Source organism: Sulfuricurvum sp., assembly GCF_041651515.1.
GTDB lineage: Bacteria > Campylobacterota > Campylobacteria > Campylobacterales > Sulfurimonadaceae > Sulfuricurvum.
In genome coordinates, this window is record NZ_JBAZJF010000002.1 from 22,851 (window position 1) to 38,689 (window position 15,839).

Here is a 15,839-nt window from a genome sequence, read left to right on the forward strand (position 1 = left end):
TCTTTTTGATGGTACATGTTGCCGTCACCCATAAATTTGAGAACCTTGCATTGCAGGGGATGAAACAAGCCTATATGGCTCAGAGCGAAGATGTCAATTATTCTGGACTTAGTTTCGAAGATCGTATTTCACTTTTACTGGATGCGCAGGAGATGTATCTCAACAACAAACGGACCACCCTTAATCTCAAGTTCTCCCGTATCAAAGACAAACAAGCCACTATTGAGCTGATTAACTATAATCCCAAGCGTAAGCTCAATCGTGCACAGATACTTTCACTTGCATCACTCGACTTTATTGCACATCGTCAGAATATTATCATTACCGGAAAAACCGGCACCGGCAAATCTTATATCGCACAGGCTTTCGCCAATAAAGCCGTTCGTCAGGGATTCAAAGCTTTTTACATCCGTACGGGTACACTACTCGAAGAGATCCGTATAGCCAAGCACAGCGGCACCTATACCAATCTACTCAAAAAGTTTTCACGGTTTCATCTGCTCATCTTAGATGACTTTGCTATGACGCCGTTATCAGGTGATGAAGCGGCATCACTGTTTGAGATCATCAAAGATCGAACGGAAATCAATTCGACCATCATCACCTCTCAGCTTCCCGTTAAAGAGTGGTACGACATCCTCAATAATCCCACCATCGCCGATGCACTGTTGGACCGTATTGTTCACTCGTCTCACCGTATCGAAATAGAAGGTGATTCTATGCGAAAAGCTAAAGCCCTGACTAACGATTTCGCATAAACATTCTAATACTCACTCAGACGGTTTCACACCGCTTCACCCTTCCGAATACTCCGACGTCAGCAGTTGAACCATTATCACATAAATATAATCGTCGCAGACTGAAGTTCCATACTTTGAGAAATTCACTTGTTTGTGGCTCTAAAAATTTATGAGAACCACGTGTATGCGGCAATTCTTCCATAGGAAGTATCATGGAATTCCAATATGTCATTAAAGGCTTAGGTATCTGTAGTGAGGTTGAAGTGTTGAAATTATTCACTTTTTAATCGATCTTCTGATACAATAACGAACACGGAGCTTAAGAGGTGGAGATTGACCTTCCATACGATTACAGCTTTAGAAGTAGAACACAGCTAAAGCCATGATTGATAGATACCCGCTGCTAGGGATAGTAGTGATACGGTTAAGAGATTCCAGTTTGGTCACTGGACTTAAGCTTTTATATACTCCTCGATTACTTTCCCATATCCACTTTTCAACAATTTAAAATCATCTTGTTTGTAGTAATGTTTTAATGTATCTGGTCTAAGAGAAAAGATTGTATTGCATATCGTATGGAATTTTTCTTGTTTCAATGAATATAGGATGTATTTGTCGCTCTCTTCAATATGAGCTATGAAGTTGATCGTATGTTCATCGTATTCGCAATATCCAACCGTCGCTTCCATTAAACGGACAAAATTGATTTGATCGGTAAAAATAAACATCTCAGTATGTTTGAGCTTGATTTTCTGCTGTACACGTTTACTCATATAGATCGTTTTTTGAAACGTGTTACGATGATGGTGCAGGATCAATGCGGCTACAAATCCTAAGAAAATTCTATTTTTTGAACCCAATATCTCACCTATCTGTATTATGATGGTATTGTATCCAATAGGCTCTTAGGGTATGTATCTCCACATGCATTGAGCTTGCAGTCCTGCTCTTGAACCAAATTAAGTCGCAGACAAGCTGCGACTTAATTTCTGGGACCGCAGGACATCTCGGTGGGGTGTGAAGAACCACCCCTATATGTTCCGCGATAAATCCGTATCATCATATCTCTGTAGTTGATACCTGTCAAATAAAAAACAAACCCACCTCCATATTGTGTAGGCGTAGAGCCGAGGTGGAAAGGTTTCCTTGTTTGGCGGACAAGCTTTGCTTGTTCGTCAAATAAGGGGTTGTTGCACCGACAGGTCGGAGACCGAAGCAATATGGAAAACAATCCTCGCAGCTAGTAAATAGGGCTTAAAGGAAGTGATATGAATCTTAAGAAATAATAGCTGTTAGGTTTGCGGTACCGGTGGTCAGGGATTCAAATTCCTTCGGGCGCACCACTTACAAACACCGTAATTATTATTCCCATTTAATACCCTTCTTCACTTCACGCTTACTTCACACATCACATAGTATGATGCCCATCTAAAACTCGATTTTTACTGTAGCCTAGCTTTTACGAGCTTACTGTGAAGGTTTATATAGGGATAAATTTATGCTCAAATCAATATTGAAAATAATTTTTGCATTAATCACTGTTGCAAACAGTTATGCTATAGCAAATAATCTGCCTAACATGTGTAGTCGAGATCAAAATGTTAACGAGTTTACCATCCTAAGTTATCATGAAATAGCAGATAAAAGTGAAACGCTTGATTCAACGTATGCGGTAACTCCGTCGAATTTTGATCGGCAGATACATTGGTTAATGGATAACGGGTATCACTTTATCGGAATAGATGATATTTTAGCCTATCGTAAAGCTGGAAAGCCGTTGCCCACTAATGCTGTTTTGATTACATTCGATGATGGCTATGAGTCGGTTTATACCAATGCCTATCCGATTTTGAAAAAATACAGAATCCCGAGTGTCATTGCCCTCGTCGGTAGTTGGCTACAGAACGAAAAGAAAGTAGATTTTAGTGGGCATATAATTGCACGTAATAAGTTTTTAAGTCAAGCTCATATCAAAGAGATGGTTGGTAGCGGCCTCGTAGAGGTCGCCAGTCATAGCTATTTATTTCATGAAGGAATACAAGGTAATCCGCAAGGCAATATGGAACCGGCCCTTACCACGCGTCTGTGGTTTCGTGATACTAAAACATATGAAGATGAAAAAAGTTATCAGCAACGCATTTATAATGACCTATTGGAAAATAATGTTTTTTTAGAGCGCTATACGGGACAAAAACCTCGCGTCATGGTGTGGCCGTACGGACATTACAATATCGAGGTGCGTCGCATTGCAGAGCGCTTAGGTATGCCCATAGGATTAACGTTAGATGATGGGAGCAATACCCGCATTACCCCCTTATGGGGATTTCGGCGTATATTGGTAGAGGGACAAATGAGTCTTAAAGATTTGCAACACAATATGTGGTCGCGAAATGCCAATTTGACTGACGATGATCGCACGACCAAAGCGGCTCATATCGATATGGATTATCTTTATGATGCCGATCCGATCCAACAGGAAAAAAATATTGCCTTATTGCTAGAGCGCATTAAAAAACTGGGGGTCAATACGGTTTATCTGCAAGCGTTTGCCGATCCTGATGCCAATGGTGCTGCGGACTATGTCTATTTTCCCAATCGACATATACCCATGCGTGCAGATTTATTTAATCGAGTAGCTTGGCAAATTGCAACACAGACACAAGTAAAACGCCTTTATGCATGGATGCCCATGATCGCCTGGCAATTACCGAAAAACAATCCGGCGGCCAAAGATATGGTCGTGACGTTGCAAGTTGATCCGACTCATCTCAATATGGGATATCCGAGATTATCCCCATTTTCACCTAAAGCGCGCAAAGTCATTAAAGAAATTTATGAAGATTTGGCAAAGTCAGCCTATATTGACGGAATATTATTTCATGATGACGTAACGTTATCCGATTTTGAAGATGACAGTGTATTTGCCCATAAGCAATATAAGAAGTGGGGATTGGCGCCAAGTGTTACTCAAATCAGAACGGATCGACAACAATTTCAGCAATGGACTAAACTGAAAACACACTATTTGGATGCGTTTGCAATGCAATTAGCGCAAATTCTAAGAGACGAGCAACCGGGGCTCAAAACAGCACGAAACCTGTATGCGCAAGTTGCACTCAATAACAACTCTGAAGAGTGGTATGCCCAAAGCTTGCACGAGTCGATAAAGAATTATGACTATACCGCTATTATGGCAATGCCCTATATGGAAGAAGCCCCTGATGCCCAAAAGTTTTATGATGAAATAGTCAAACACGTAAAAGAAGAACAGTGCGGACTGGAACGTACGGTAATCGAGCTGCAGACGGTGAATTGGAGAAAAGCTAATGAGCCGATTTCTTCTCAAGAATTGGATCAGACTATAAGACATTTATACACTTTAGGTGTTCATCATATTGCATATTATCCTGAGAGTGTGTATACCAATAACCCTGATGCCGATATGATGAATCAAGCGTTTTCTCAAAAACCGGTACGTATGCATGAGTTAATGCCAAGTACTCCTATATTGCATTAATTCTCAGGAGATACGATTCTTTGTATCTTAGCCCAAGCCATTCCTAAATATTCATGAAACGCTGCTTCTGAACGCATTAACCCCTCAGCAGAAGGGAGTTGCCATAGTGTATCTTGTTTTTTTACTTGAAAGTCTGTTGGTGCATTAATAGTCTCCACACCTGCATTTTTAAAAAGAGTGGAAGCACGAGGCATATGTGAAGCCGAAGTCACTAAAATAACTTTTTCGTTTCCTACAATCTTTTTGGACTGAACTGCTTCTTCTTCAGTATCTTTGGCATTTTCCAACAGAATAATATCATTAGCATTAACCCCTAGTCGGATCGCCAATTGACTGTTTTTCCGAGCATTGGATACCGGTTCATCACCACCATATCCGCTAAAAATAATTTTCATCTTTGGATAGGTGTTGTAAATGGATACTCCTTCGATAACACGGGTCAAAGAGGCATAACTTAACTGTGAGGAAAGCGGAAGTGCACTGTTTTCGACGTGAGCATTTCCCAGTACGTGAATATATTTTGGAACCGGCTGCATTAGGGGAAAAGAGATCTTTGTGTTTGAATGTTCTAAGGGGGATAATAGAAGAGCTGAAAAAGGGGCATAAGAGAGTAAGCTAATCCACATTATTGCAAAAAGGAGTGTTCTTTTCGCGTATCTTTGATTATTTCGATGCCAATAATACAATCCTACTCCCACTAACATAAGAAAGATAGGAAAAGGCATTAAAAAAAGTGCAATACTCTTTTTGATTAAAAACATGAAGTATTTATCAGCTTAGCACTATTTCTAAGATGATTATTTCTTGTTTTTACGTTCTGTAAGTTCCGTTAAAAAACTTTCCAAATCGTATTTAACACGGTATTGCGGTGTGAGAATATGGATAAGGATGTCTCCCAAATCAATAGCAACCCAATCGCCGCTTTCATCAACATACAAAAATTGTTCTTCAGGCTTAAGCCCTCTTTTCAAGTGATCGAGCAGGGCGATAGTGTGACGCTCTCCCAATGATGAGGCGAGAATGACATAATCTGCGAAGTAATCACTTCCGGCTAAGTCAAAGACTTCGATGGCTTCGGCTTTATTTTGGTCTAAAACCGCACTGATTTTTTCAATTCTTGGGTTCATAATTTTCCTTATAGGTGGTAATAATATCTTGGTCGATTGCCGGATGTAATCCAGATGAGCGGGTCAACGCTCTGCACTCGGTTGAGCTGATCGGTGCATTTACCTCAAGCCGTATCATCCCATCTGGGATAATACTCTCTCCCCGCGTTGCCACAACCCAATGGACAAGAGTTGTTAGCTCTTCATAACGGTGCCATTGAGAGAGTTTTTCGAGATTATCTGCCCCGATTATGAGGTAAATTATCTCGTAAAAATGGTGAAAATGCTCTACCGTTTCGATGGTAGTGACACTTCGATTTTGACGGATCTCAAAATCGCTGATCTCGACTTTAGGGATATCCGCGAAGAGCTTTCTCAGCCATTCCAATCGTTTATTTGCAGGGGCATAAATGCTCTGTTTAAACGGATTTTTATACGCCGGAACGATGATGAGCCGATCGATTGGCAAAACTGCCAAAGCAGCCTCTACAACGCGTACATGACCGATATGAGGAGGATCAAAACTGCCGCCGTAAAGCGCAATATTCATACTCCGTGCCTCTTTTAATCGAAATTATAACCGATTTTTGGTAAAATCCCCCCTATTATGGTTGTAGGACAAAAGGTATGGCATTAAAGATCGCTATTAACGGTTTCGGAAGAATCGGTCGTTGTGTCACCCGCGTTATCTCTGCACGCTCGGATGTCGAGCTGGTTGGGATTAACGACATGGCCTCCATCGATATGATTCTTTATTTATTACAAAATGATTCAGTACATGGCGCATTTGATGCGGATGTCAAAATTGTGGAGGGAAATTGTTTGCAAATCGGTTCTTCGATAGTGCCGATTTTTTGTGAAAAAAATCCTGAGAATCTTGATTTCGGTGCATGCGGTGCAGATATTGTATTTGAATGCAGCGGATTATTTTTGACCGGTGAGACAACGCGTCATCATTTGAATAAAGGGGTGAAGAAGGTGATTCTTTCCGCCCCGACGCAAGATCCTAAAATCCCGACATTCGTATTGGGAGTTAATGAGCATTTATACGCAGGTGAGAGTATCATCTCGAATGCATCATGCACGACCAATTGTCTCGGGCCGATTGCAAAAGTATTGGATGAGGCGTTTGGGATTGAAAAAGGGTTGATGACAACGATTCATGCCTATACGAATGATCAAAATATTTTGGATGTTGCCCACACCAAAGATATACGCAGATCACGCGCGGCGGCGATAAATATGATCCCTACCACGACAGGAGCGGCAAAAGCACTTGCCTTGGTCCTTCCGAACTTAGAGGGGAAATTGCATGGACAAAGTGTCCGTGTTCCCACCCCTGATGTTTCGATGGTGGATCTTAATGTTCTGGTAGGGCGCAATACGAGTGTTCAAGAGGTAAGTGATCTTTTCAAATCTGCCGCAACCGGGGAGTTGAGAGGACTTTTAGAAGTGGATGAGCGTTTTCGTGTTTCACAAGATTTTGTAGGATCATCTTTCAGTGCTACAGTAGCCGATGATCTGATTCAAGTGATTGACGGAAATCTCATCAAAGTAATGGCATGGTACGATAATGAATGGGGTTATTCCAATCGAATCGTAGAGATGGCATTGTTTATAAGTAAACAATAAAAAAAGATAAAATTTTAATCTTACAGTAAGAGGAAAATATGCAGCTACTCAGTATCAAAGATTGTGACATCAAAAATAAAAAAGTATTTATCCGATGTGATTTTAATGTCCCTATAGACGATTACGGCAATATTAACGACGATCGCCGTATCCGTTCTGCAATTGCGACGATTCAATTTTGTTTGGATCAAGGTTGTGCCATTATTTTGGCATCCCATTTCGGCCGTCCCAAAGGGGAAGTGGACCCAAAATATTCTCTTGCACCTATTGCCCGCCGTTTAAACCAACTGCTTAGAGTTGATGTTAAGATGGCTGAAGATGTTGTAGGGACGAGTGCGATGAGCCTTGCCAAAGCGCTTAAAAGCGGAGAGATATTGTTATTGGAAAATTTACGCTTTGAAAAAGGGGAGACGAAAAATGACCCTGCGCTAAGCGCATCTCTCGCTTCTATGGCAGAAGTATATATTAATGATGCATTCGGTGTTAGCCATCGTGCACACTCTTCGGTAGAAGGGATAACAGCACATTTTGATGATGCACATAAGGCAGCAGGCTTTTTACTCCAAAAAGAGATCCAATTTTTCAGTACCCTTTTAGAACGTCCCGTTCGACCGTTTGCGGCGATTGTGGGTGGTTCAAAGGTATCGGGTAAACTCGAAGCATTAATCAACCTCCTGCCGAGAGTGGATAAGGTTCTTATCGGTGGCGGAATGGCGTTTACGTTTCTAAAGGCACTGGGATATAATGTGGGTAATTCACTCGTTGAAGATGATTTGTTAGAGGAAGCACTTAATATTATGGCCGAGGCAAAACGGCTAGGGGTTAAATTTTATCTTCCGGTCGATGTTGTTGCCGCAGAAAAATTTGCTCCGGATGCGGCTAGCCGTCTTTGTACGGTGCAGGAGATTCCTTCTGGTTGGATGGGCTTGGATATCGGACCGGCAACGGTACGTTTGTATCGTCAAGTATTAAACGATGTCCAAACGATCCTCTGGAATGGTCCTATGGGTGTTTATGAGATGGATCGTTTTGCACGTGGATCTAACAAAATTGCCCATTTTGTTGCCGATTCCTATGCCACAACAGTTGTTGGCGGTGGTGATACGGCGGATTTGGTACAACGAATCGGCTTAGATGAGGAAATTTCCTTTATCTCTACCGGGGGCGGTGCGTCGCTGGAACTTTTGGAAGGTAAAATCTTGCCGGGGGTTAAACCTCTCCTAAAAAAAGGGTAAATTATGATTTTATGCGCCAATTTTAAAGCTAATAAAACGCGTCAAGAGACCCAAGCCTATATGGCGGTAGTTGAATCGTTTGTTACTGCTAACGATATCTCGGATACCATTATGGTATTTCCTCCATTCACGGCATTGGAGCATCTTTCACGTAATGTTTTGATTGGAGTACAAAATGCGTATCCGGTTCAAAATGGTGCTTATACCGGTGAAATTGCACTCGAACAGCTTGAAGAGTTTGGTATTAAAAGCATTTTGATCGGACATAGCGAACGTCGTCATATTCTTGGAGAGACGCAAGAGAGCGTCACGGCAAAATTTCGTTTTTTTGCTGAGCGTGGATTTGTTATTATATATTGTGTTGGTGAGCCAATAGCCATTCGAGAGCAGGGTGATGATGCTTTGATGAACTATATTGATACGCAGCTGGTAGGTATCGATACGGCATATCCTGATCTTATCATCGCTTATGAGCCGGTATGGGCGATCGGAACAGGGCTCACTCCAACCAATGATCAGATTGTTGCGATGCACAGCGCATTACGGGCTAAGACATCTGCACCGCTACTGTATGGCGGAAGTGTCAAAGTGGAGAATGCCGGTGAAATTATGGCACTTGAGAATGTCGATGGAGTCTTGGTCGGTTCTGCCGCACTCAGTGCATCCGATTTCTGCACAATGGTTGCTCAAGCGGCAGAATTAAATATTACTACAGGAGAATAAAATAATATGTTGATGAATGGTAAAAAAGGGCTTATCGTCGGATTGGCTAATGATAAATCGATTGCATACGGTATTGCACAGGCGTTGCATGCGCAAGGTGCGCAAATGGCGTTTACCTATCTGAATGACCCTCTTAAAAAACGGGTTGAGCCGATTGCGGAGAGTTTTAATAACTCTCCGGTTTATAAACTGGACGTTTCTGACGAAACCGATATGGAAGCTATCGCCGCTTTGGTGGCTGCAGATTTCGGCCAAATCGATTTTTTAGTCCATTCGGTAGCGTTTGCTCCGAAAGAAGCACTTACCGAAGGGTTTATGAAAACATCTAAAAGTGCATTTCAAATCGCGATGGATATTTCCGTCTATTCATTAATCGATTTGACGAACCGTCTTGAGAGTGTTTTGGCTCCGGGTGCATCGATCATTACGTTGAGCTACCTCGGCGGACCAAAATATATCCCGAACTATAATGTTATGGGAGTTGCAAAAGCGGCATTGGAGTCTACTGTCCGTTATATGGCAGTCGAGTTAGGTGCATCGAAAGGTCAACGGGTTAACGCGATCAGTGCCGGTCCGATTAAAACATTGGCGGCAAGTGGCATCGGTGATTTTAAACAAATCCTCAATTGGAACGAGTCCAATGCTCCGTTGCGTAAAAACGTCACAATCGAAGAGGTCGGAAACTCGGCAATGTATCTTCTTAGTGATCTCTCCAGCGGTGTAACGGGTGAAGTTCACTATGTGGATGCCGGGTATAATATTATGGGGATGGCGGCAGTCGAGAAGAACAGCGAAGGCAAAAGTGTCTTTATTTGGGACTCTAGAGAATAAATTGGGTTATTGCGGATATGATCCGCAATTGCAGATTCGGAATTATCTTCCAAATTAAACATCTTCGTTACGAAAAGTTACTTTCCAATCACCGGTAAGCTGTTGACTTTATCAATAGTAGAAGGCTCTTTCGGTTTACCTTCATTCATTTTTGCTTTATTCTCATTATAAACTTTCCATTTATCAACGTATTTTTGCAGGGTAAAAGGCTCTTCATTCTCTGGTTCTGGGGCAATTTGGGCGGTTGTAGTGACCATTTTTCCGTCCGGAGCGGTTGTAGTAGTAACTACCTGGGTCTCTTTTGTTTTTGTAACGACAACAGACCCATCCGGAGCGGTTTTTGTGGTTACAATCGGGGTCGCTTTGCTAATCGGTAGCCACTCTTCTTTGAGCCAGCTATCCAAACTGTGCTGCATAGCTCCCCCTTGCGATGCGGCAGTGACACTTGGCGATACCGCTTGTAAATTGGTATTTTGAGACGGGGTAACGCCCATGCGGTTAGCAGCACATCCGCTGAGCAAAAGGGCGCACACAGCGGAGCCGAAGAGAGCATAACGCGTTATCATAATAGATTCCTTTGATTTTATTGACTTATATGTACTAACTCAAACTATACCATAAAGTGGAGGATTATTGCTCGATTTTAGGTTAAATAAAAATGTGACAAAAATGTAATATCCCTAATTTACGGTATTGTGAACGAGTAAACGGGCAGTAAATGAAATATTTTTTTCACAGCTGTGTTTAAGAATAGTGGCGTTAGAATTGTCTCCGACGAAACAAAAACACAGGTCAAGCTAAACTTAAGGAGAATCAATGAAGTTAGTAAAAATGAGTCTTGCAGCAGCAGTATTGCTCGGAGCAAGCGCATTTGCAATCGATAATATGAAAGTAGACGGTGATGCAAGTGTTTATTATGGCACAAACAATAAGCAATACACTCCGGTAGGTGGTACAGCGAAAAGTGGTCTTTTTGATAAAACGACTAGTTTCGCAGATACTGCAGTTCGTGTTGGTGTAACTGGTGATTTGATGAAAGGTGTTTCTTTCGGTGTAACCGGTTATGCAGTGAGTACCCTTGGACTTGAAAATAATCTTGTTTCTAATACATGGACAGGTGCCCATGGTGCTGCTGCGAATACAGCTGCAAGCGTTGGTGTTCAAGTAAATGACGCATCATGGATCGGTGAAGCATGGGTAGCTGCAACTCTTGGTAAAACAACCGCTAAAATTGGACGTATGGAGCTTGATACACCACTTGCATTTTCTGAAAAATGGTCTATTGTTCCAAATACATTCGAAGCTGCTGTTCTTATTAACCAAGATATTCCTGATACCACTTTAGTCGGTGCATGGGTTGGCAAAGGGAACGGTACAAACACACTTCATCCTGCATATAATGGTCCTGTTGGGATAGATAATGTAGTTGCAGGTGCTGCAAATTTCAATACTTTTATGAGTGATGGTGCATATGCAGCAGCGATTGTTAACAACTCATTCAAACCACTTACAGCGCAAGCATGGTATTACAATGTTACTAATGTTGCGGATGCTTTCTGGTTACAAGGTGACATCGCTTGTTCACTTGTAAAAGGGGTTAAAATTGGAGCACAATACGCTCAAATGGATCAAAAAGGTCATTTGTATGCAGCAACAAGCAATTCTTCAGCATATGCATTTAAACTTGGATATGAAGGGGTAGAAAACCTAAAAGTTTCAGCTGCGTATTCAAAAGCTGACCGTGACGGTGCTTTGAAAATTGCTAACGTTGCAACGGCTAATGGGACATCTCAGTCTAAATTGTATACTGAAGCTTACTGGAACTACGGTTATGTAGGTGCACCAAGCGCTGAATCATTTAATGTCACAGGCGAATATGCGATCAAAGATGTTGTAAGCTTGGGTGCATATTACACTCAGGTTAGCGGAAATGTAGCTAACAGCTGGGGTGGAGCTAATGACCATGATTTGAAAGAAGCAGCATTGACCGCTTCTAAAGATTTCGGACCGTTGAATGCGACATTGGCATATATTAGCACTGATGCTAAAGATCAAAACATCAAAGTAGGAAATACAACAGGCTCTCGTTATGACAGCGTTCTTGCAATGTTGAAACTTAAGTTCTAATTTTCTCTTTTCTTTCACCCCTCCTTGGGGTGGATTTCACTTCCCCTTTCTTTTTTCTTCCGATATAATCGCTGTATGAAATCTTTATTACGCTCTTTTTTATATACACTGCTCATGCTTTTTCTCATTTCGTTGATCTCTTTTGGGGCGATTCATGCAGCACCCAACAGCTTTATGGGGGGCGAACTCAATCCGAATATGACCCCGGAGACGATAGCACAGCTCAAAGCGATATATGGTCTGGATAAACCGCTTTTACTGCAATACCGTGATTGGACGGCCAACCTTGCCCATTTGAATTTTGGTATTTCATTTGTGAGCGGTGAGCAAGTCAGTACGGTGGTACAAGATCGTCTGCCTGTAACATTATGGATGAATAGTATTGCTCTTCTTTTGACGTTTGTTGTCTCATTATGGTTGGGAATTAGAGCCGCTTTACGTTATGAAACGTCTGCGGACAGGATAATAACCCAACTCTCATTGATCAGTTTTGCGATGCCATCATATTACCTTGCTTTGATCCTTATGATGAGCCTCAGCGTTATGTTAGGGTGGTTTCCTATTAACGGACTGCACTCACTTGAGCCTCCGTCGGGGATAGGGTATTATCTCGATATGCTCTGGCATTTGTGTTTACCTATTTTTGTGATGGTATTTATCGGAGTAGGGAGTTTGGTACTGTATATCCGCTCTTTAACCTTAGAGATTCTAAAAAGTGATTATATTTATTTCGCGCGAGCGCGTGGAATCAGGGAATCGATTGTGATTCGTCGTTACATTCTTCCGAATCTTCTCCCTCCGGTTATAACCATCTTGGGACTCTCATTGCCGGGACTGATCGGCGGATCGGTAATATTGGAATCCATTTTCGGGATTGAGGGGATGGGACAGCTGTTTTATCTCAGTGCGATGAGCAGAGATTATCCGGTGATATTGGGGATTTTGATGATGAGTGCATTTTTAACGCTGATCGGCAATCAAATTGCCGATGCGATATTGTTGAAGTTAAATCCATTTGTGAAACGGTAAAAATTAATTTCCAAAAAGTGCTTCGAGAGAACTGAGTCCCTCTTTTTTCTCTTCTTTGGCTTCACCGTGTGCGGAACCGCCTTGCTCGTTGAGCTCGATCGCATAGCCGGTAAGCATAGAGGCAAGACGAATATTGATACCGCTTTTTCCGATGGCTTTTGATTTTTGGTCACTTGGCAACGTTACGATGGCTTTTTTCTCGCCGTTTTCACCCTCTTCAACGACAACCGCACTGATAATGGCCGGTGACATGGCACGAGAGATAAAAAGTTCTGGGGAGGCACTGTACTCGACACAGTCGATATTTTCACCGCAAAGCTCTTCACTGACTGAGTTAATACGTACACCCCGTACTCCGACCGTGGCACCGATCGGATCGATCTGAGGACGATTGGAATAAAGGGCAATTTTTGCACGCTCACCTGGAATACGGGCACATTTCTCGATTACAACGATACCGTCTTTGATCTCAGGCACTTCGAGTGCAAGAAGTTCTTCGAGAAATTTAGGGGCAGTACGAGAGAGTTCCATGGAAATGCCGGCTGCTTTGTCAACATTCACGCGGCGAACGATGGCACTGACAACATCACCGACTTTGAATTTTTCCCCTTTGATACGGCTTTTCATCGGGAGAACTGCACGGATCTCATCAATCTCGATAACGGTGTTTTGATCGTTATCTACACGTGTCACACGCCCTGAAACGATTTGATTTATTTTGCTTTTGTATTTGTCATAGAGTTCATTTTCCACCAGTCGTTGGATATGAAATTCGATTTCGCGGTGGAGGGTTGCAAATGCGCTGCGTCCATAGGTCTCAATGTCATGTTCCATTTGGAGTTGATCTCCGATTTCTGCTTCATCATCAATCTCTTTTGCGGCAGTTAGTGTCATATACGCACCCGCATCATTTCCTTCGACTTCAGGAGCATCATCTGCTACAACGGTGATGATTTGGCGCAATTGAACCTGTTTGGATTGATCATCAATATCTGCCTCAAAAGCAAATGTAGGATTGATCAAACGTTTAGCGGTTTGGATGAATGAGGTTTTAATGGCCTCTTTGACGTTGTCTCTGCTGAGACCTTTTTCATTGGCAATCGAATCTATAATATCTAAAATATTTTCCACAATAAAATCCTTATTCGGTATAACTCATAAAAAAATGGTATTGGAGGGAAGTCTTTTTTATGAAGGGTTAGTATTATACAAAAAAATCTCTTAATAGGATATTTATCGAAACATAGATACAATGCCCCCAATATCAAGAACTCTAAAAAAGATGAAGAAAGGGATGCACGATGGAATTGAAAATTGCCCGAAGCGAGCACGACACTAAACCTAAAAAAATCGATCTTAAAAAAATTACAGAGATGGTAGAGAAAACCAATTCTCTTATTCTCTATTTCGATCGTGAAAATTCACATAAAGATCTTCTTGCCCTCCAAGACCACTTCGAAGGGGAAGGGAAGAGTTTTTATATGCGCGAAGTCCGTTTTGGCCTTTCTGCGAATGAGTACATGTATGAGGTTCATATCCTCTAATGTCCAAAAAGCTCTTTATCGAAACGCTCGGGTGCGCGATGAATGTGCGCGACTCGGAGCATATGATCGCTGAGCTGAATGCGCAGGAAGGGTATGAACTTACCGATAATGCTCAGGAAGCCGATCTTATCCTTGTCAATACCTGCTCTGTCCGTGAAAAACCGGTTCATAAACTTTTTTCCGAACTGGGTGTTTTTAATAAGCTCAAAAAAGAGGGTGCAAAAATCGGTGTATGCGGATGTACTGCCTCTCATTTAGGTAAAGAGATTATTAAACGCGCGCCCTATGTCAATTTTGTTTTAGGGGCACGTAATGTTTCTAAAATCGGTGATGTTTTACATCGCGATAAAGCGGTTGAAATCGAGATTGATTATGACGAATCTCAATTCGCGTTTAAAGATTTTCGCACCAGCCCCTATAAAGCCTATATCAATATTTCGATTGGATGTGATAAGCAGTGTACCTTTTGTATTGTCCCAAAAACACGTGGTGATGAAATCTCGATTCCGGCAGATTTGATTGTTGCTGAAGCGCGAAAAGCGGCGATGAGTGGAGCCAAAGAGATTTTCTTACTCGGTCAAAATGTCAATAACTACGGTCGTCGTTTCTCCGAAGATCAGGGGAAAGTGAATTTTACCGAATTGCTTCGCCGTGTAAGTGCGGTGGAAGGAGTTGAGAGAATCCGATTTACTTCTCCTCATCCGCTTCATATGGACGATGAATTTATTGAAGAGTTTGCCCGCAATCCTAAAATATGCAAATCAATGCATATGCCGCTTCAAAGCGGTTCAAGTGCTATTTTAAAAGCGATGAAGCGCGGTTATACGAAAGAGTGGTTTTTAAACCGTGCCGCGAAACTTCGGGAGATGGTCCCGGATGTGAGCATCAGTACCGATATAATCGTAGCATTTCCCGGAGAGAGTGATGAAGATTTTGCCGACACGATGGATGTTTTACGTCAAGTACGATTCGAGCAGATTTTTAGTTTTAAATACTCACCTCGCCCTTTAACCGAAGCGGAAGGATTCGCCAATGCAGTTGACCCTGAGATAGGATCTCATCGTTTAAGCGTGTTACAGGCTTATCAGGACACAATTCTTGACTCATTCAAGGCGGAACTTTTGGGTAAAGAGGTCGAGGTCTATTTTGAAGAACTCCGCAGTGACGGCACTATTGCCGGACGAAGTGACAACAACGTCTCTGTTAAAGTCAAAGGGTCCGAAGAGTGGCTTGGTAAAATAGCTCGTGTGAAAATTACGGAGGTATCCAGACTCGTCCAATACGGAGAGATTATTGCGTAAGAAGATATTGCGTACTTTTGCTCTTTGGAGCATCCCTTTGATTGGGTCTCTTCT

The 15,839-nt window shown here is 42.1% G+C and carries 17 protein-coding genes; 10 read left to right on the top strand and 7 right to left on the bottom strand.

What is annotated here, in order from left to right:
* The first annotated feature begins 8 nt into the window (after positions 1–8).
* On the top strand, positions 9–758 hold the full coding sequence (gene istB, locus WC407_RS03225) for an IS21-like element helper ATPase IstB (protein ID WP_373021115.1): 750 nt from the start codon (positions 9–11) through the stop codon (positions 756–758).
* A 16-nt stretch (positions 759–774) separates the two neighbouring features.
* Here istB and WC407_RS03230 read toward each other — a convergent pair whose 3' ends face one another.
* Both WC407_RS03230 and WC407_RS03235 read right to left on the bottom strand, forming a co-directional pair.
* Positions 775–972 (bottom strand): hypothetical protein, encoded by a 198-nt coding sequence (locus WC407_RS03230; RefSeq protein ID WP_373021116.1) that lies wholly within the window; start codon positions 970–972, stop codon positions 775–777.
* A 220-nt stretch (positions 973–1,192) separates the two neighbouring features.
* Positions 1,193–1,600, bottom strand: coding sequence for a hypothetical protein (locus WC407_RS03235; RefSeq protein ID WP_373021117.1), 408 nt, complete (start codon positions 1,598–1,600; stop codon positions 1,193–1,195).
* Between the two features lie 719 nt (positions 1,601–2,319).
* Between WC407_RS03235 and pgaB the strand changes: the two genes are divergently transcribed.
* A complete protein-coding gene (pgaB, locus tag WC407_RS03240) occupies positions 2,320–4,257 on the top strand; it encodes a poly-beta-1,6-N-acetyl-D-glucosamine N-deacetylase PgaB (RefSeq protein ID WP_373021118.1) in 1,938 nt (645 codons plus the stop codon).
* On the opposite strand, the gene WC407_RS03245 is transcribed toward pgaB, so the two are convergent.
* The 3 genes from WC407_RS03245 to nadD form a co-directional block, all read right to left on the bottom strand.
* Positions 4,254–4,793, bottom strand: a complete 540-nt coding sequence (locus WC407_RS03245; protein WP_373021119.1) for a YdcF family protein — start codon at positions 4,791–4,793, stop codon at positions 4,254–4,256. The genes pgaB and WC407_RS03245 overlap by 4 nt on opposite strands.
* Positions 4,794–5,054: 261 nt before the next feature.
* Positions 5,055–5,384: a ribosome silencing factor gene (rsfS, locus tag WC407_RS03250; protein WP_373021120.1), complete on the bottom strand. Its 330-nt coding sequence runs from the start codon at positions 5,382–5,384 to the stop codon at positions 5,055–5,057.
* Entirely contained in the window at positions 5,368–5,913 is a 546-nt protein-coding gene (gene nadD / locus WC407_RS03255; protein WP_373021121.1) for a nicotinate (nicotinamide) nucleotide adenylyltransferase, read from the bottom strand. The genes rsfS and nadD overlap by 17 nt, the downstream gene beginning before the upstream one ends.
* Positions 5,914–5,990: 77 nt before the next feature.
* On the opposite strand from nadD, the gene gap reads away from it, so the two are divergent.
* From gap to fabI, 4 genes are read left to right on the top strand one after another with little or no spacing between them, the layout of a single operon-like run.
* The gene (gene gap, locus WC407_RS03260; RefSeq protein WP_373021122.1) at positions 5,991–6,995 is read left to right on the top strand and encodes a type I glyceraldehyde-3-phosphate dehydrogenase; all 1,005 of its coding nucleotides are present in this window, start codon (positions 5,991–5,993) and stop codon (positions 6,993–6,995) included.
* 38 nt (positions 6,996–7,033) lie between these two features.
* Positions 7,034–8,230 carry a phosphoglycerate kinase gene (gene pgk / locus WC407_RS03265; protein WP_373021123.1) on the top strand — a complete coding sequence of 399 codons (1,197 nt, stop codon included), beginning with the start codon at positions 7,034–7,036 and terminating at the stop codon, positions 8,228–8,230.
* Between the two features lie 3 nt (positions 8,231–8,233).
* Entirely contained in the window at positions 8,234–8,953 is a 720-nt protein-coding gene (locus WC407_RS03270) for a triose-phosphate isomerase (protein WP_373021124.1), read from the top strand.
* A gap of 6 nt (positions 8,954–8,959) precedes the next feature.
* The gene (gene fabI, locus WC407_RS03275) at positions 8,960–9,784 is read left to right on the top strand and encodes an enoyl-ACP reductase FabI (RefSeq protein WP_373021125.1); all 825 of its coding nucleotides are present in this window, start codon (positions 8,960–8,962) and stop codon (positions 9,782–9,784) included.
* Positions 9,785–9,861: 77 nt separating this feature from the next.
* On the opposite strand, the gene WC407_RS03280 is transcribed toward fabI, so the two are convergent.
* Positions 9,862–10,350, bottom strand: a complete 489-nt coding sequence (locus tag WC407_RS03280) for a hypothetical protein (protein WP_373021126.1) — start codon at positions 10,348–10,350, stop codon at positions 9,862–9,864.
* Between the two features lie 250 nt (positions 10,351–10,600).
* Between WC407_RS03280 and WC407_RS03285 the strand changes: the two genes are divergently transcribed.
* Together WC407_RS03285 and WC407_RS03290 are read left to right on the top strand one after the other, a co-directional pair.
* The gene (locus WC407_RS03285; RefSeq protein WP_373021127.1) at positions 10,601–11,911 is read left to right on the top strand and encodes an OprD family outer membrane porin; all 1,311 of its coding nucleotides are present in this window, start codon (positions 10,601–10,603) and stop codon (positions 11,909–11,911) included.
* 75 nt (positions 11,912–11,986) lie between these two features.
* Positions 11,987–12,940, top strand: coding sequence for an ABC transporter permease (locus WC407_RS03290; protein ID WP_373021128.1), 954 nt, complete (start codon positions 11,987–11,989; stop codon positions 12,938–12,940).
* A 3-nt stretch (positions 12,941–12,943) separates the two neighbouring features.
* On the opposite strand, the gene nusA is transcribed toward WC407_RS03290, so the two are convergent.
* The gene (gene nusA, locus WC407_RS03295) at positions 12,944–14,071 is read right to left on the bottom strand and encodes a transcription termination factor NusA (RefSeq protein ID WP_373021130.1); all 1,128 of its coding nucleotides are present in this window, start codon (positions 14,069–14,071) and stop codon (positions 12,944–12,946) included.
* Positions 14,072–14,241: 170 nt separating this feature from the next.
* Here nusA and WC407_RS03300 point away from each other — a divergent pair, with 170 nt between their 5' ends.
* Positions 14,242–14,484, top strand: a complete 243-nt coding sequence (locus WC407_RS03300) for an HP0268 family nuclease (RefSeq protein ID WP_373021131.1) — start codon at positions 14,242–14,244, stop codon at positions 14,482–14,484.
* On the top strand, positions 14,484–15,785 hold the full coding sequence (gene miaB, locus WC407_RS03305; RefSeq protein ID WP_373021132.1) for a tRNA (N6-isopentenyl adenosine(37)-C2)-methylthiotransferase MiaB: 1,302 nt from the start codon (positions 14,484–14,486) through the stop codon (positions 15,783–15,785). Before WC407_RS03300 ends, miaB begins: the two co-directional genes overlap by 1 nt.
* Positions 15,786–15,839: the final 54 nt, after the last annotated feature.